This is a genomic window from Flavobacterium sp. 1355, assembly GCF_017833415.1.
Lineage (GTDB): Bacteria > Bacteroidota > Bacteroidia > Flavobacteriales > Flavobacteriaceae > Flavobacterium.
Map to the genome: position 1 here is coordinate 18,338 of NZ_JAFICC010000013.1, position 17,449 is coordinate 35,786.

At 33.4% G+C, this 17,449-nt stretch carries 13 protein-coding genes; 7 read left to right on the top strand and 6 right to left on the bottom strand.

What is annotated here, in order from left to right:
- Nucleotides 1-99 precede the first annotated feature (99 nt).
- Both rimK and JOD96_RS16940 read left to right on the top strand, forming a co-directional pair.
- Nucleotides 100-1,470 (top strand): 30S ribosomal protein S6--L-glutamate ligase, encoded by a 1,371-nt coding sequence (gene rimK / locus JOD96_RS16935; protein WP_209565415.1) that lies wholly within the window; start codon nt 100-102, stop codon nt 1,468-1,470.
- 213 nt (nt 1,471-1,683) lie between these two features.
- A complete protein-coding gene (locus JOD96_RS16940; RefSeq protein ID WP_209565416.1) occupies nt 1,684-2,202 on the top strand; it encodes a DUF421 domain-containing protein in 519 nt (172 codons plus the stop codon).
- A gap of 157 nt (nt 2,203-2,359) precedes the next feature.
- Here the strand turns inward: JOD96_RS16940 and JOD96_RS16945 are convergent, their stop codons facing one another.
- From JOD96_RS16945 to hutH, 5 genes are all read right to left on the bottom strand, one after another.
- Nucleotides 2,360-3,304: a hypothetical protein gene (locus JOD96_RS16945; protein ID WP_209565417.1), complete on the bottom strand. Its 945-nt coding sequence runs from the start codon at nt 3,302-3,304 to the stop codon at nt 2,360-2,362.
- A gap of 353 nt (nt 3,305-3,657) precedes the next feature.
- A complete protein-coding gene (locus JOD96_RS16950; RefSeq protein ID WP_209565418.1) occupies nt 3,658-5,169 on the bottom strand; it encodes a WG repeat-containing protein in 1,512 nt (503 codons plus the stop codon).
- Between the two features lie 586 nt (nt 5,170-5,755).
- Nucleotides 5,756-7,096, bottom strand: coding sequence for an inorganic phosphate transporter (locus JOD96_RS16955; RefSeq protein ID WP_209565419.1), 1,341 nt, complete (start codon nt 7,094-7,096; stop codon nt 5,756-5,758).
- Nucleotides 7,097-7,127: 31 nt separating this feature from the next.
- A complete protein-coding gene (locus tag JOD96_RS16960; RefSeq protein WP_116754333.1) occupies nt 7,128-7,772 on the bottom strand; it encodes a DUF47 domain-containing protein in 645 nt (214 codons plus the stop codon).
- A gap of 48 nt (nt 7,773-7,820) precedes the next feature.
- Nucleotides 7,821-9,335 (bottom strand): histidine ammonia-lyase, encoded by a 1,515-nt coding sequence (gene hutH, locus JOD96_RS16965; RefSeq protein ID WP_209565420.1) that lies wholly within the window; start codon nt 9,333-9,335, stop codon nt 7,821-7,823.
- A 563-nt stretch (nt 9,336-9,898) separates the two neighbouring features.
- On the opposite strand from hutH, the gene thrA reads away from it, so the two are divergent.
- From thrA to JOD96_RS16990, 5 genes are all read left to right on the top strand, one after another.
- Nucleotides 9,899-12,346, top strand: a complete 2,448-nt coding sequence (gene thrA, locus JOD96_RS16970) for a bifunctional aspartate kinase/homoserine dehydrogenase I (protein ID WP_209565421.1) — start codon at nt 9,899-9,901, stop codon at nt 12,344-12,346.
- Nucleotides 12,347-12,497: 151 nt separating this feature from the next.
- On the top strand, nt 12,498-13,418 hold the full coding sequence (locus tag JOD96_RS16975) for a homoserine kinase (RefSeq protein ID WP_209565422.1): 921 nt from the start codon (nt 12,498-12,500) through the stop codon (nt 13,416-13,418).
- 297 nt (nt 13,419-13,715) lie between these two features.
- Nucleotides 13,716-15,005 (top strand): threonine synthase, encoded by a 1,290-nt coding sequence (gene thrC / locus JOD96_RS16980; protein WP_209565423.1) that lies wholly within the window; start codon nt 13,716-13,718, stop codon nt 15,003-15,005.
- 210 nt (nt 15,006-15,215) lie between these two features.
- Nucleotides 15,216-15,818, top strand: a complete 603-nt coding sequence (locus JOD96_RS16985) for a hypothetical protein (RefSeq protein WP_209565424.1) — start codon at nt 15,216-15,218, stop codon at nt 15,816-15,818.
- Nucleotides 15,819-15,820: 2 nt separating this feature from the next.
- Nucleotides 15,821-16,345: a hypothetical protein gene (locus tag JOD96_RS16990; RefSeq protein ID WP_209565425.1), complete on the top strand. Its 525-nt coding sequence runs from the start codon at nt 15,821-15,823 to the stop codon at nt 16,343-16,345.
- A gap of 172 nt (nt 16,346-16,517) precedes the next feature.
- Here the strand turns inward: JOD96_RS16990 and JOD96_RS16995 are convergent, their stop codons facing one another.
- Nucleotides 16,518-17,288: a hypothetical protein gene (locus JOD96_RS16995; protein ID WP_245188436.1), complete on the bottom strand. Its 771-nt coding sequence runs from the start codon at nt 17,286-17,288 to the stop codon at nt 16,518-16,520.
- Nucleotides 17,289-17,449: the final 161 nt, after the last annotated feature.

The window sequence follows — 17,449 nt, forward strand, 5'->3', positions numbered from 1 at the left end:
TTTCATAACATAACGGGTATTTTTTTTGCGGAAATTAGTATCTTTAGTAAAAGCAAATAGCTACTTTTGAATTTAAAAATTTATAATAAAAAACAATATATGCTTCAAAACAAGGTCATTTTAGGCAGCGAAGAATGGTGCTCATTTCCAGAACTTGGAATCCCGACAATTAAAGCCCGTGTTGATTCCGGTGCCAAAACTTCGGCAATGCACGCCATAAACATAGCTCCATTTATAAAAAATGATGCGAACTGGGTAAAATTTGATATCAACCCAATTCAGAACAACATAAAAACAATTATCCATTGCGAAGCGCCTCTGGTTGACAAAAGAATTGTAAAAAGTTCAAGCGGATTTAGAGAACATCGATATGTAATCCAGACCAGTCTCAAAATAGGCGATGTAAAATGGCCTATAGAAATGACTCTTACCAATCGTGATTCAATGGGTTTTAGAATGCTTTTGGGACGTGAAGCCATGAGTGGGCGCGTTCTGGTTGATCCGGAAGAAAAATATTTACTGGGACAGCCAACAACTGAAGCTTTAAAAGAGCTTTACAAAAACTCCGAAAAAGCAAGCTCGGGATTAAGAATTGGGCTTTTGGCCAGTAATCCTGAATTATACAGTAATAAAAGAATCATGGAAGCCGGAGAAATGCGTGGCCATGAAATGCATTTTTTGAATATTAAGGAATGTTATATGAAACTGGATGCCAAGACCCCTGAAATTCATTACAGAGGCGGAAAAATCTTAAATCAGTTTGATGCCATTATTCCGAGAATCAGACCAAGCATTACTTTTTACGGTTGTGCTTTGACCCGACAATTTGAGGCTTTGAAGGTTTTCGTTTTAAATTCGGCTACAGCCATAACACAATCGCGTGATAAATTATATTCACTTCAATTACTTTTAAACAGCGGTATTGACATTCCGACAACCGGATTTGCCAATTCTCCTTTAGATACCGATAATCTGATTAAAATGGTTGGCGGTTCTCCGCTAATTGTGAAGTTGCTTGAAGGAACCCAAGGAAAAGGAGTTGTTTTGGCCGAAACCAAAAAAGCTGCAGAAAGTGTAATTAATGCTTTTAAAAGCTTAAATGCCAATATCTTAGTTCAGGAATTTATTAAAGAAGCAAACGGAAAAGATATTCGTTGTTTTGTAATCGACGGAAAAGTAGTTGCTGCAATCCAGCGTGAAGCTATGCCGGGCGAATTTAGGGCAAACATTCACCTTGGAGGAACTGCTTCTGTCATAAAGGTGACTGCCGAAGAAAAAAAGATTGCTATTAAGGCCGCAAAAGCTATGGACTTAAAAGTAGCAGGTGTTGACATTATTCGTTCTTCTAAAGGCCCTCTATTGCTCGAAGTGAACTCTTCTCCGGGTCTTGAAGGAATTGAAGGAGCAACCAATAAAGATGTAGCCGGAGAAATGATCAAAGCAATTGAAAAGAATTTCAAATTGATATAAGTTAATCAATTCGTATACTAAAAAACAAAGTAACCCTATATTGTCATCCCGAGGAACGAGGGATCGCACACGTAACTCGACAACGATTTTCGGTTACTTTGCGGAGTTTCTAATGCGATCCCTCGTTCCTCGGGATGACAAAAACACATACTAGCTTTGTCAAAGTTTTAAACTATGACAAAGCTTTTTTTTAAACATAAATCCAAAAAAAAAATGACACTATACCCCTATTTAGATATTATTTTAAGAAGTGTGGCAGTTTATTTTTTCATGACCATTGCTTTAAGAGTTTTTGGAAAAAAAGAACTTTCCCAATTAAATACTGCTGACATTATTCTGATTTTACTAATTAGTAATTCAGTTCAAAATGCAATGGTTGGGCCTGATACAAGTCTTTGGGGAGGTTTAGTCGCTGCTTTGGTTTTATTTGTAATTAATTATATAATCAAAAAACTTACGCATAAATACAAAGGTTTAAACGATTTACTTTTAGAGAAACCTGAAATTCTAATTCACGACGGAAAATTAGATTTTAAAGTATTAAGCAAATTAGACATCTCACATGAAGAATTAAAAGAAGCCATGCGCGAACATGGAATTGAATATTTTACTGAAGTAAAGCTTGCTATGTTAGAAATTGACGGTACTATAAGTATTATATCGGAAGATAAAAAACAATTAAAGCAAACACATTACAAGCGCAAACACAATCATAAAAATTTTCAGAAGTAAATTTTTATATTAGTAAACAAAAAAGCCGATTTCAAATTGATGAACTGCCCCAAAAAAGTTAGACACTATTTGGGCATTTTTATTGAAATCGGCTTTTTTTGTTATAGAAATATCCTACTTAATGTTCTTACAATAAATAAACATACAAATTTTTAAATTAACGCATGGCATTGTTATATGAAGGAATAAGATAATTGTTATAATTGTAAACCAACTGTTCTATATCTTTACTTTGAAGTCCTTTTCCATTAAGTTTGGCTTTTGTACTTAAAACGATATACTTGCTAGCCGTTTCATAAAAATCTTTGTAATTCGATGGTGTTTGGTTTTCATTACCATACAATAAATGCTCTGACACAGGACCTTCAAGTTCAATTAAACTATTTTTAATCGAATCACTATTTAAATTATTGGAACTGGTACATAAACTGATAAAGTCCTTGATGGCATCTAAATCATTATACAGATTGGTATAAGCAACTTTATATGGAGATTTTGCGACTGAATAAGGAAATAGTTGTTTTTGTAATTGTTTATTACGCAAGCTTAATTTTTCACGCGTTTGATAATAAGTGTCTAATAAAGTGCTTAATTCCTCACATTTCTTTTTACCATAATCTAAAGTTGGAACATTAGGCTTACTAAAAGATGCCATATCATTCCATATTAAAGCAATCTTTTGAAAGGTATCACCAAGAGTATTATAATTTTCATTATAGAAACTAACATCTGTTGTTTCCATAATATTAGGAGCATCGGCTTTTGTACAGCGAGCATTATTTTTGGTTAGATCATAGGAAATATAAGGACTGTAAATCACCTTGTTTTTAGAGTTGCTCTTATTATTCAAAAAATAATCCGACCAGGTTTTATAATATTCTTCACGATCACTTAGTTCTTTTTGCTGTTTATTTAAGCAGCTTACTATTTCGTTAATATACTGAACAACAGATCCATAATTATTTTCGTTAATACCCTTGGTTGTATCTACCTTTTCAACAGTTGTTTTTGTAGCTGTTGTCTTTGCTGGGCTTTTCTTTTTTTGCGCATTTATATTTATAAACAGACTTAAAAAAAAGGCAGTTATTAAAATTCTTTTCATAATATTTAAATTAATTTTATTTATTTAATAACTGTAAAATTATTTCAATCCTTTTTATACCGAAGCCAGCAAAGGTTTTAAAATTAATAATTTAAGATATTATGATTAGTTCCAATGCAAACCCTTCCAAACGCCTACTTATAATTTATCTGCAAAAACTCTTGATTCGTAATTTAAGAATATATGCAGTTAGCAAATTCCATAAATAAGTATTCTAAAAGAAAACCTATTAGTTCACAAACCAATACAATAACGTTCTTTTGCATAGGAGTTACTGAGTCAATATTTCAAATTTGATCAGGCTGGAGTTTCATCAAAAATAAGACTGGCTTTTTTATTAATATCATTCAAAATTAATTATATGTAAAGTCAGGAAATCCTTTAATTAAATAAGGCGTAGAGCATGGAAAACCATACTCATTAAATTCTATTTTTACAATTCCAAAACCATTATTAAAATTTTCTACATCATCGTATTTAATATGAGTAATTTCTTTTCCGTTTTTATCAATAAAACCGTATTTATTATTTAAACAAACTTTTGCCCTGTTTTTATAGAATTGCTCAACTTTATCATATTTTAGAGGAATAACCTCTTTTCCTGTCATATCTATAAATCCCCATTTATGATTTAATTGTACACGCGCCAAGCCTTCTTCTGAATCCATTCGGCATTCATCTGCCCAACCAAAAGTATTTTCATATTTAATTGGCGTTATCAAAACTCCCTTTTTATTTATAAATCCAATTTTACCGTTAAGTTCAATACGTGTTATTCCGTTATAAAAATGACCAACGAAATTATATTTTATAGGAATTACCTCCTTACCTTTCTTATCAATAAATCCCCATTTATTATTATAGAATACACCTGCCATACCTTCAGAAAAATGATATACATAATCATATTTTAATGCTATAACTTCTTTTCCTAATGCGTTCACAAAACCCCACTTGCCCTTTTTATTTACAGCCGCATAACCTTCACTAAAAAATTGAGGATCATATCTTACTCCCTCCTCGTAATCATATTTTAATGGGATTATTTCCTTTCCTGTTTTATCTATAAATCCACATTTACCATCGTATACTACTAAAGCGCCTCCTTCATGAAAAAAACTTATTTTATCATAGGATCTTAATAATTTTATTTCTTTTCCATATTTATTGACCCAATATTGGCTAGTATTTAAGCCAACTCTATAGTTTTCAGTTAAATCAGTCAAACATTCATCATACTTAACTGATGTCACCATAGTTCCTCTTCTATCTACAAAACCATACTTATTATTAATGCTTATTAAAAAAATGTTCTCGTTATAAATATCAACTTGATCACACTTAATTGATACTATTTCTTTTCCAACTTTATTTAAAATCCCCCATTTGTCATTAATTCTTACCTCAGCAAAACCATTATAAGAATTTATTTCATCATACTTTAAAGCAATTGTTTCAACTCCTTCTTCATTAACAAGTCCCCACTTTTCATTAAGTTTCACTTTAATTCCATCACCTAAATCATCAACATCATCATATTTAAAAGGAAAAATCTGATTACCTGTTTTGTCTATCGCGCCCCATTTATTATTTAATTTTAATAATATAAAATTTTCTGAAACCACTGACAATCCATCGTATATAATCGGAACTAGTTCTTTACCATTTTTATCGATAAAACCATATTTCGTAAAAAAAAAATCAATTTCGTTATTGGCATTAGAATCTATTTCGGAAGTATCTGGTTTTACTAAAAAATACTGTATTTCTTTATGCTCTTTTTTTACAGAAAGAAATTTTACTTTATAAATTATTGCAAAACCTAAAACACAAAATAGTAGCATCGCTAAAATTATTCTTTTCATTGACCTTAATATTTGCAAATTCCAAAAATCCACAAATTAGAAGTAGAAATAGGAAAAGAGTATTTATTAATTTTATTTTTGTAATTACAAAGTCATTATTTAAAATATCCTACTGTATGCTATTTTAATGATGTTACTTTTTACTGTTTTATTGGCAAATGTCATTATTATCAATTCTGACTCTGACATTGTTTAAAATTTTAATATAATTAGTTCTAGTTTTACAGTGCCATACTTTTTGCATAACCTTCCACTATCATATCTAGCAAAGTACTGATGTAATGTTAGTATATTTTGTATTGAATTGAGTAACGATTTTAATAGCTATGGGATTTTTATGCGCCATACCAAAATCTCACAAATATCTTTATCAATAATAACAAAAATGATCACAAAAAAATTTTAAAATAGTAATTTAAGGCAACGTTCTCAAAAACAAAAAAGCTGATTTCCAATTGGAAATCAGCTTTTTTTATATGTTTTAAAATGCTGGATTTTAGATTTTTCAATCTTAGAACCTTAGTATCTAAGTAACTTAGAATCTTTAAAAGATTTTAAATCTCACATTTTTCAATAATCATTTTTATTAAATAAATACACTCAATATAAAGTATACCAAACCTGCTAGAATAGCAGAAATAGGAATCGTCAATATCCATGCCCAGATTAAGCTCACAGTAACTCCCCATCTCACGGCAGATACACGTTTTGTTAATCCAACACCAATGATAGATCCTGTAATGGTATGTGTTGTACTTACCGGAATTTTTAAATGCTCTGTAAAGTAAAGTGTCAATGCTCCTGCAGTTTCAGCAGCAACACCTTCAAACGAACTTACTTTAGTTATCTTAGAACCCATTGTTTTTACAATTTTCCATCCACCGCTCAAAGTTCCCGCTGCAATCGCCGAATAACAGGCTAATGGAATCCAGCCGGGCATAACACCTTTGACACCTAAATCATCATTTGGAAGTACCACATCCAGCCACTCACTCATATGAACACCAGGATTTGTATTGATATAAACCGCTACAGCTGCAGCAATAATACCCATTACTTTTTGCGAATCATTTCCTCCGTGACCTAAACTAAATGCCGCTGAAGATAATAACTGCATTTTTTTCAAAGCCGCATCTGCCTGATGTAAGTTTAAACTACTAAATATCAAACAGAAAGCACTTACAGTCAAGATAATAAATGCAACTAAAAACCATTTAATATTATGTGAATCGAAAATAACACTCCAGAAATGAGAGTCAAAACGAGGTTTTCCGTGCTCTAAAATTTCTTCATAAGAAACCATTTGTGCGTATACAAACCAAATAGTTCCTATCATTAAAGCAACTGTAAATATTTTAGGCCAAATGCTTTTACGTGAAGCATTTAATAACCAAATCGAAATTAAATAAGACGCAAGCGCTCCCAATAATGGTGCTAAAACGATAAAAGCAATAATAATAAGAACCCCCGAAGGCATTCCTCCATCTTTTCCTGATTTATACCAGCTTACGATTTCATACCAGTAATGCGTTGTTCCGTCTTCTCCAACATAACCGGAAAAACCATGAACTGCAATAGCATGAGCTACCGCTGCACCCGCAAAACCACCAATAAGAGTATGGGAAGAACTGGAAGGAATTCCTAACCACCAGGTTAATAAGTTCCAGCAGATTGCCGCAATAACACCGGCTAAAATTACTACCAGATTAATCTCCATGGTATGCGCAGTTTTGGCAACAGTATCTGCAACACCAAATCCGAAAACCCAATAGGCCAGAAAGTTAAAAAATGCTGCCCAAAGTACGGCCTGAAAAGGCGTTAATACCTTTGTGGCAACAACAGTAGCAATAGCGTTTGCTGCATCATGAAAACCATTGATGTAATCAAAAATTAAAGCTAATACTATAATAATTATAAGTATAGTCATAAATTATAACTTCAGAATGAAATAAATTGAATTAAGAATGTTTTACAGAAATTGACTCCAGTATGTTTGCAACACTCTTACATTTGTCTGTAGCTGATTCTAAAACAGATAAAACTTCTTTATATTTAATAATATTTTTAGCATCTGTTTCGTTTTCAAAAATTTCAAAAACTGCTTTGTTATAAACGTTATCAGATTTGTTTTCCAGTTTATTAATTCTGGTACAAGCATCTTTAATAACCTTCATGTTTTTTAAGTTACTTAACTCTTTTACTGCACTATCAATGTTTTGACAAGCCTCAAGGTTAATTTCGGTCATTTTTCTGATCGATTTTGTAATCTTATCAACCTGATACAATCTCATTCTGCTCGCAGCCCCGTGAAGATAATCTGCAACGTTGTCTATTGAAGTAATTAAGGTATGAATATCCTCTCTGTCAAAAGGAGTAATAAAGTTTCTGCTCAACTCAAGATTAGTCTGACGTGTAATGTCTTCCCCTCTCTGCTCTAATTCGTCAATTCTCTGAAAAAGGACTTCTCTTTCTTTTAATGGTAAATTTACAGCTTCGTGTAAGTTAGAAGCTAATTCAATTAAATTGCTTGAAGCCTCTTCAAAAAGTGGAAAGAATTTCTTGTCTTTCGGCACTAAAAATTGGAAAATACTGTTTATTGACATTTTTTTATTTTTGATAGTGCAAAATTACTTCATTAATATTTTGCAATGTTAAGCCATTGTTAACAAATCGTTTTCAATTTGGAAACTATCAAGGAACGCTACTGTATTTTCGATATCGTAATGCAGGATTCTGTCTTCCTTAACCAAAGGCACAACTTCTCTGTAACTGCTTAAGAACATTTCGATGAAATCACTTGATTTTAAAGGTTCTCTGTAAGCAATTGCCTGTGAAGCATTCATTAATTCGATAGCAAGAATTCGCTCTAAATTATCTAAAATACGCAATGCTTTTGTTGCTCCGTTTGCCCCCATACTTACGTGATCTTCTTGTCCGTTACTTGACACAATACTATCAATACTAGACGGCGTGGCCAGCTGTTTATTTTGACTTACAATACTTGCGGCAGTATATTGCGGAATCATAAATCCTGAATTCAGTCCCGGATTATCAACCAGAAAAGCAGGAAGGTTTCTTAATCCCGAAATTAACTGATAGGTTCTTCTCTCCGAAATACTTCCTAATTCTGCCAACGCAATTGCCATAAAGTCCAATGCTAAAGCTAAAGGCTGTCCATGGAAATTTCCTCCGGAAATAATCTGATCGGCTTCAATAAATATATTAGGATTATCGGTAACTGAATTAATTTCTGTTTTGAAAACTTTTCTAACATAATCAATTGCATCTTTTGAGGCACCATGAACCTGAGGCATACATCTAAAAGAATAAGGATCCTGAACATGTTTCTTTTCCTGAACGATAATTTCGCTTCCTTCCAAAAACTCATTTATCCTCTGGGCTGTTACAATTTGCCCTTTATGCGGACGAATATAATGTATCAATTCATTAAAAGGCTCAATTCTTCCATCAAAACCTTCCAGAGAAATAGTTCCGATTAAATCTGCCAGATATGAATATTTATAGGCTTTAATTAAAATATGTGCACCGTAAGCACTCATAAACTGAGTTCCGTTCAGCAATGCCAAACCTTCTTTTGACTGCAAAACAATTGGTTCCCAGTTAAAATGTTTTAAAACCTCTTTTGAAGTTGTTTTTTTACCTTCAAACAAAACTTCTCCTTCTCCTAACAAAGGCAAAGACAAATGAGCCAGGGGCGCTAAATCTCCCGAAGCTCCAAGTGAACCTTGTGTATATATTATAGGAAGAATATCATTATTATAAAAATCGACTAAACGCTGTAATGTAATAAGCTGCACACCAGAATGCCCATAACTCAAAGATTGAATTTTAAGCAAAAGCATCATTTTTACAATTTCGGCAGGAACTTCTTCTCCCGTACCGCATGCATGTGACTTTACAAGGTTTTCCTGAAGTTTAGATAAGTTTTCATTAGAGATTTTCACACTATAAAGTGATCCAAAACCAGTATTGATTCCATAAATAGGATCAGAATGCGTTGCCATTTTTTTGTCTAAATAATCACGGCATTTCTGAACATTCACTTTTGCTTCTTCAGATAATTCAAGCATTTTATCCTGGCTTAAAATCTCCTGCAATGTTTCTAAAGTTATGGTCTCAGTACTTATATAATGAATCTCTCTCATGATTATTTTAATTTAAGACGTCAAAATTCAACAAATCAATATTAAAAAGCAACATTTTATCACAATAATTAAAATTCATACTAAAGTGAATCTCTGTTTTTAATTATTTGACAATCCTAAATTTTGATTTAAAAGCTATTTTTTCATAGCCTTTTTGTTAAAAATCAATTCATTGTAGGAGCTATATATACAAAAAACCAACCTTAAATATATCAAAACTTCAAATTAGGATATTTAATTTTAACAAATACTCAATATATTTTTTTTGAAATTTGAATTATTAAAATATTCGCAAAAAGCCTCTGAGAGTTTTTAATGCTGTTTAAAAGATGTACTTTTGAAAAATCAATAATGAAAAGTAACAGCACAAAATATCAATCTACAATGACAGCTCAAACAGGAGCTGCAATTGCTGCTACCACGATTTCTACTACAACAACTACTACCCCTTAGGGGTATACATTTTTACATATAATCCAGGTTATCTATACTTTTTTTCTTAAAAGAAGAAGGTTGTTGGATACATAAAAACTATTGCATCAAAAGAAAAAAAATATCATAAAATGAAAGTATTAAAATTTGGCGGAACTTCGGTTGCCAATGCTCAAAATATAAAACTCGTTCTCGAAATTGTCGAACAAAAAGCAAAGCAGGGTAAATTAGTTGTAGTAGTTTCTGCTTTAAGCAAAGTAACAGATTTATTACAGTCGGCAGCAGCAAAAGCAGCTGCAAACGACGAAAGTTTTAGAGAAGTTGTTGCCGAAATCGAGAAAAAACACTTAGACACTTTAAAGGAATTGATTCCCGTGAGCGAACAAAGCAGTTTGTTAAGCCATGTAAAACGAATCATCAATCATTTAGAAACTTTATTAGACGGCTGTTTCTTATTGGGTGAATTATCGCCAAGAACTGCCGATACCATTTTAAGTTTTGGAGAATTACTTTCTTCTTATATAATTGCTCAGGCTTATCAGCAAATTAATACTGATTCGGTTTATAAAGACAGCCGAGAGTTAATTAAAACAAATGCTGATTTCGGAAAAGCAGCTGTAAACTTCGAAGTTTCAAATAATCTCATTCAGGAGTATTTTGCTCAAAACGAAGCAAAAATTAATATCCTGCCCGGATTTATCGCCCAGACTCTGGACGGTATTACTTCGACTTTGGGAAGAGGCGGATCTGATTATACCGCAGCTATTATTGCCGGAGCTATTGATGCAGAGCAACTTGAAATCTGGACTGATGTAAACGGAATGTTTACTGCAAACCCGAAAATTGTAAAACAAGCCCAGCCAATTGCAAATATCTCGTATCAGGAAGCAATGGAGTTATCGCATTTTGGAGCAAAAGTTTTGTATCCGCCGACAATTCAGCCGGTATTGAGAAAAAATATTCCAATTTTAATCAAAAATACTTTTGAACCTGAGGCTGAAGGAACTTTAATCTCAGATCATGTTTTATCAAAAGATACTGTTGTAAAAGGAATCAGCCATATCGACCATATTTCATTGGTAACTTTAGAAGGCCCGGGAATGATTGGTGTTGCAGGTTCGTCAAGACGTTTATTTGAAGTATTATCTCAGGAAAAAATCAACGTGATTTTTATTACTCAGGCTTCTTCTGAGCATTCTATCTGTATCGGAATCCTGAATTCGGATGCTGAAAATGCAGAGGCTGCAATCAACAGGGCTTTTGAGATCGAAATTTCTCAAAACAAAATAGATCCTTGTATCGTAGAAAAAGATCTTTGCATTATTGCTTTGGTGGGTGAAAACATGAAAAATCACCAGGGTTTAAGCGGAAGAATGTTCAGTACTTTAGGAAAAAATAACGTAAACATTCGTGCGATTGCCCAGGGAGCTTCTGAAAGAAATATCTCGACAGTTATTAACGAAAGAGATGTTAAAAAAGCGTTGAATACCTTACATGAAAATTTCTTTGAAGAAAATACCAAACAGCTGAATTTATTTGTAATGGGAGTTGGAAATGTAGGTGAGAAATTCATCGAGCAGATTCACAACCAAAAGAAATTCTTAAAAGAGAATCTAAAGATAAATGTTCGTGTTATTGCTTTGTCGAATTCAAGAAAAATGCTTTTTGATGAAGACGGAATTTCGCTAAAAGACTGGCAGTCTGATTTGGATAAAGGGGAACCAGCAGACAAGGAAGCTTTTATTGAGCGCGCCAAAGAACTGAATTTACGTAACAGTATTTTTGTGGATATTACAGCAAATGCAAGCGTTTCTGAAACGTACGAACAATTCTTAAAACAAAGTATGGCAGTTGTAACCTGCAACAAAATTGCTTGTTCTTCTGCTTACGACAATTATAAAAAACTAAAAAGTTTATCTCGCCAATACAACGCTCCGTTTTTATTTGAAACCAATGTTGGTGCGGGTTTACCTATTATTGATACCGTAAAAAACTTAATTGCTTCTGGCGATAAAGTACATAAAATCCAGGCAGTTTTATCTGGAAGCCTGAACTTTATCTTCAACAATTTTGATGAAAATAATTCTTTTCACGATGTTGTAAAAGAAGCCGGAGTTCAGGGGTTCACAGAACCTGACCCGAAAATTGACTTAAGCGGAATCGATGTGGCACGTAAAATCCTGATTTTAATTCGTGAAAGCGGTTATGAAATGGATATTGACGCCATCGCAAACGAATCGTTCCTGCCGGCAGAATGTTTGGCAACAACCAACAACGATGACTTTTTTGCTTCGTTAACCAAACACGCTGCACATTTTGAAAACATATATAAAGAAGCTTTAGCAAAAGATTCAAGATTGAAATACGTAGCACAATTCGAAAACGGAAAAGCAAGCGTTGGTCTTCAGTTTATTCCAAAAGATCATCCTTTTTATAATTTGGAAGGAAAAGACAATATCGTACTTTTCTACACCGATCGTTACGTAGATCAGCCGTTATTGATAAAAGGCGCCGGTGCCGGAGCCGCAGTAACCGCATCAGGAATTTTTGCCGACGTTATTAGAATAGGGAATAATTAAAGGTACTAAGGTTCTGAGATGCTAAGGTACTGAGGTTTTTTTAACCTAAACTTAGCCTCTTAGAACCTCAGAGCCTTAGAAACTTACAATAAACAGTTGCAAAGAAAACCTTAGAACCTTAGGGCCTTAGCAACTCAGAACCTTTAAAAAAATGGAAATTAAACTATTTTGCCCGGCAACTATCGCAAACCTTTCGTGCGGATTTGACGTATTGGGGCTTTGCTTAGACAATGCGGGCGATGAAATGATTGTTCGAAAATCAGATCAAAAAGGCGTTCGCATTACTAAAATCGTGGGTGCCGACCTGCCTCTTGAAACCGAGAAAAACGTTTCGGGTGTAGCAGCTTTGGCAATGCTTGAAACTTTGGGTGATTTGGATTTTGGATTTGAAATCGAAATTTACAAAAACATCAAAGCCGGAAGCGGAATCGGAAGCAGTGCTGCAAGTTCTGCAGGTGCGGTTTTCGGAATTAATGAATTATTGGGAAGACCATATTCCCGCAAAGATTTGGTGCAATTTGCCATGCAGGGCGAGAAATTAGCCAGTGGAAATGCACACGCAGACAACGTTGCCCCTGCCCTTTTGGGAGGTTTTACTTTGGTAAGAAGTTATGCGCCTCTGGACATCATCAGAATTGACAGTCCGGAAGAATTGTACGCGACGGTGGTTCATCCGCAAATTGAATTGAAAACTTCTGATGCGCGTTCGGTCTTAAAACAAACCGTTTCCCTAAAAAGCGCGATTATGCAGTGGGGAAATGTCGGCGGACTTATAGCGGGCTTATACACAAAAGATTATGACTTGATCGGAAGATCGCTTCATGATGAGATTGTAGAACCTCTAAGAAGCGTTTTAATTCCGGGATTTGATCTGATCAAACAAACGGCTCTTGAAAACGGCGCTTTAGGTTCCGGGATTTCAGGTTCAGGTCCGTCTATTTTTGCTTTAAGCAAAGGAAAAAACACAGCAGACCAAATTGCCAAAGCCATGAGCGAGGTTTACGAAAAAATGAATTTGCCGTATGAAATTCACGTTTCGAAAATTAATCCGGATGGAGTTAGGATTCTTTAAAGGAATTAAAAATTTAGAATTAAAAAATTGCGTCATGTTTGTCAGACTGAGCGAAGTCGAAGTTCGCGCAAAGTAAGACACGTCCAGTTTGTCTTTTCGAGGAACGAGAAATCACACAAGTGATGACGCACTGTTGTCGAGTTCAGAGTGTGATTTCTCGTTCCTCGAAATGACAAAAAGTCGAATAATAATTATTGGAATTTGGTCCCGAAGCTTCGGGATAAAAATTTGAAATCTGTTTTTCAAAAAAATCTAAAATCTATCCCGAGACTTCGGGACTAAAATCTAAAATAAACCATGAAATACTATAGTTTAAACCATAATGCACCGGAAGTTTCGTTTAAAGAAGCTGTAATACAAGGATTAGCGAGTGATAAGGGATTGTATTTTCCGAAAAATATCACGCCTTTGAATCCGGTATTTTTTAATGTCATCGAAAATCTGACCTATCATAATATTGCATTTGATGTCATTCAGCAATTTGTGGGTGATGACATTCCTGAGGACAATTTAAGAGAAATCATTGCCGATACTTTGTCTTTTGATTTTCCGGTTGTGGAAGTTGAAAACGGAATTTATTCCTTAGAGTTATTTCACGGCCCGACAATGGCTTTTAAGGACGTTGGAGCGCGTTTTATGTCGCGTTGTCTGGGATATTTCAATAAAGAAAAAAAAGACGCTAAAAACACCGTTTTGGTAGCGACTTCCGGAGATACGGGCGGAGCGGTTGCGAGCGGATTTCTTGGTGTAGATGGCGTTGATGTTGTGATTTTATATCCGTCAGGAAAAGTGAGCGACATTCAGGAAAGACAACTGACAACTTTAGGACAAAACATCACAGCGCTGGAAGTAGACGGTGTTTTTGATGATTGCCAGGATATGGTGAAAAAAGCGTTTTTGGATGAAACCTTAGCACATAAAAACCTGACTTCGGCAAATTCTATTAATATTGCGCGCTGGCTGCCACAAATGTTTTATTTCTTCTTTGCTTACAAAGAATTGAAAAGCCAAAACAAACCGTTGATTTTCTCCTGCCCAAGCGGAAATTTCGGGAATATCTGCGCCGGAATTATGGCTAAGAAATTAGGTTTGCCAATTGAACATTTCGTTGCGGCTACAAACGTAAACGACACTGTACCAAGATTTTTAGAAAACGGAAAATACGATCCTAAACCTTCTAAAGCGACAATTTCTAACGCAATGGATGTTGGAAACCCAAGTAACTTTATTAGAATTCAGGAATTGTACAATAATGACTTAAAAGCTTTCGAAAAAGATTTTTCTTCTTATAGTTATACCGATGAACAAACTCTCGAAGCTATGAAAAATATTTATAACACAGACGGTTATATCGCAGAACCGCACGGCGCTGTTGGTTATTTAGGTTTGAAAAAAGAATTGCAAAAACACGAGAACGCGATTGGTGTTTTCTTAGAAACGGCACATCCAATTAAATTTCTTGATGTTGTTGAACCGGCTTTAGGAATTACGCTTCCGATACCGGAACAAATTGAAAGTGTTATGAATGAGGAAAAAGTTAGTGTGAAGATTTCTAATTATGAGGAATTGAAAGCGTTTTTGGGGTAGTAATTTTCTCAGTATAAAAATTTAAGTCACAGATTACACGAATCTATTTTCGTGTAATTTGTGGCTTTTCTTTTTACTGTTGAATTAGTTTGTTATGTTTGATTAATATTTATTAAAACAAATCGAAATTGGCTTTAAAAAGAGAGAAATCTAAAAGTATATCTTGTAGTAAAAAATCATTTTAAAAATCAATTGTAAAACAAAATACAGATGCTAAAAAAAATACTTATTCTTTCTATTCTGGTTTTAACTGCTTGTGGAGGAAATGAAACCAATAATGAAAATCCACAAAATCAAGTTCCTAAAGCATTGCAAGATGACGGAATAACTTTAAAAATTGGGAGATACAGAAGTAACGATGGATTATCAGAAGAATTATATCAGGAACTTGTTACACAGAATGCTGAATTAAAAAAACTGGAAACTGAACTGGAAAATTTCAATACTGCGGATACTTTAAATATATATTCTCACTATAATGGAAAATCTGAAGATTATTATAGTTCTGCTACTATGCATGCGAATTCCATCAAAGACAGTATTTTAAAAAATAAGATGATCGCTTTATTAGAAAAGAGTAATGAAAAATATAACCAAAAAACTACTGAAGTAAACGAATTAATAAAAACAATCAATAAGAATCAAAGAGATATTAGAGATTATCACAACGCACTAAAGATTATCCTGACCATTCCAATAATTGAAAAATATCAAATTGAAAATCTTCCAAAGAAATCACCTTTTGAAAAATTAATAGATAATCAAAAGATATTACTTGATAAAATAAAAAAGAATACTCCAAATATTCAATAACAATGGCAATCTGGCAACATCTTCTCATCGTTGTTCCTGAAAATTCTATTGATAGCAATTATCAATGCATTTTTAAAAACAATAAATCAGATTTTTTACCTGACACGAATTCTTTTTGGAAAAATTTTGATGGGGATATTTCTTCGATTATTTCTGAACTTGATCAAATTATTCCAAAAGCTGACTGGGGCGATGAAACTTGTTTAATTTGGAAAGGAAATGAAAAAAATGAAGAAGATAATGATGCTTGTATTTGCTTAAGTGATGATCGAACCAAAATTGATGAATTTCATTTTCGAATTGATTTGAGAAAAATATCAAATATTACTAATTTTCTTCAATCAATTTTAAATATCTGTAAAAAAAATCAGTTTGTTCTAATTGATTTAAAAGGCAATATTTATAAACCACAATTAGAAGACATTTTAGAAAGCATGAAAACGTCAAATGCAACAGCTTTTCTTAGTGATCCAATAAAATTTTTAGAAAACTTAAGCAAAAACAATTCAAATGAAGGAAGAACATAAACTTATACTGAATTTATTACAATCATTTAGAAAAAAATCCAAGCCAAAGATTTGGACAGGCACTTTTAATCTTGGCGTTAATGAATTTCAGGAAACTACTGATCCTAGAAATCCTAATTACAATATAAGGGATATTCAAATTGACAAATTCGGCTTTAGTCAAAAAAACGGCTTACTTCTTAGTTCCCAAAAGATACAAAATCTTAGTAGGCCCTGATTTTACCCTGCCAACTTCCCAATTAAAATTTTCTTTATTATTTAAATTAGATACTAATGCGTTCATTTCATCAACAGAATAGGTTCTTAAGGAAGAAACTACACCGTCCCATAAAATTAAAATTGGGACAATCGGAATAAGATACGTGAAAATAATTCTGCCAATATGAAACGGTTTGATAAAAGGCGTTGTCAGCAATACACTTATGGGCGAAAAAATCATCGCCATAATACTCTGAAAACTTCTTTCCTGCCCTTCAAAAATAGCAATCGAACTATTGCTGTCAACAGCATTTTGCAGGATTTGCTGAGCGTCTTTGGGTTTAAAGTGGTGTAATGATAAAAACTGTGTTCTGAGTCCGTTTAGGTTTTCGGGAACGTTTCTGGCATCTATTGGAGTTCTGATAAATTCAAAATTGTTGGCTTCTTTTTGCGTGTGTTCAAACGCCGGGATATTTGGGAAATAATCGGTTAGCAGAATTTTTAAACCGGGGTTATTCTTTCGCAATTCCTTATTCAGCCAGATTAATCCGCCGCCGCCGCCGGAACCTAAATCTATAATTTGGCTGGTATTGCTTTCTTTTAAACCTTTTTCAATAACTGGCACAATTCCTTTGTACATGGGTGTTTTATTAGAAAGGAATTGTAAAAAATCGGTCATATAATTTCTAATGAAACTCGGGAGCCAATTTTGATCTTCAAATTCGAACAAATGAATTCTTGCCATATTATTTAGTTGTCAGTTCAGGTAAAATCTCATTATTTTTTGTCTGGTTTCTTATTTCCGGAAAAAAAATAATTTACGGTAAAAATATAATTTATTTTAGTTTAAAAACTATCAAAACAGCTGAAATTAAATTTGGTACAAAAGAATAAAGTTCTACCTTC

Excerpts from the sequence above, each read along its gene's own strand:
- rimK (WP_209565415.1), top strand. The coding sequence starts at position 100 with ATGCTTCAAAACAAGGTCATTTTAGGCAGCGAAGAATGGTGCTCATTT.
- JOD96_RS16940 (WP_209565416.1), top strand. The coding sequence starts at position 1,684 with ATGACACTATACCCCTATTTAGATATTATTTTAAGAAGTGTGGCAGTT.
- JOD96_RS16945 (WP_209565417.1), bottom strand. The coding sequence starts at position 3,304 with ATGAAAAGAATTTTAATAACTGCCTTTTTTTTAAGTCTGTTTATAAAT.
- JOD96_RS16950 (WP_209565418.1), bottom strand. The coding sequence starts at position 5,169 with ATGAAAAGAATAATTTTAGCGATGCTACTATTTTGTGTTTTAGGTTTT.
- JOD96_RS16955 (WP_209565419.1), bottom strand. The coding sequence starts at position 7,096 with ATGACTATACTTATAATTATTATAGTATTAGCTTTAATTTTTGATTAC.
- JOD96_RS16960 (WP_116754333.1), bottom strand. The coding sequence starts at position 7,772 with ATGTCAATAAACAGTATTTTCCAATTTTTAGTGCCGAAAGACAAGAAA.
- hutH (WP_209565420.1), bottom strand. The coding sequence starts at position 9,335 with ATGAGAGAGATTCATTATATAAGTACTGAGACCATAACTTTAGAAACA.
- thrA (WP_209565421.1), top strand. The coding sequence starts at position 9,899 with ATGAAAGTATTAAAATTTGGCGGAACTTCGGTTGCCAATGCTCAAAAT.
- JOD96_RS16975 (WP_209565422.1), top strand. The coding sequence starts at position 12,498 with ATGGAAATTAAACTATTTTGCCCGGCAACTATCGCAAACCTTTCGTGC.
- thrC (WP_209565423.1), top strand. The coding sequence starts at position 13,716 with ATGAAATACTATAGTTTAAACCATAATGCACCGGAAGTTTCGTTTAAA.
- JOD96_RS16985 (WP_209565424.1), top strand. The coding sequence starts at position 15,216 with ATGCTAAAAAAAATACTTATTCTTTCTATTCTGGTTTTAACTGCTTGT.
- JOD96_RS16990 (WP_209565425.1), top strand. The coding sequence starts at position 15,821 with ATGGCAATCTGGCAACATCTTCTCATCGTTGTTCCTGAAAATTCTATT.
- JOD96_RS16995 (WP_245188436.1), bottom strand. The coding sequence starts at position 17,288 with ATGGCAAGAATTCATTTGTTCGAATTTGAAGATCAAAATTGGCTCCCG.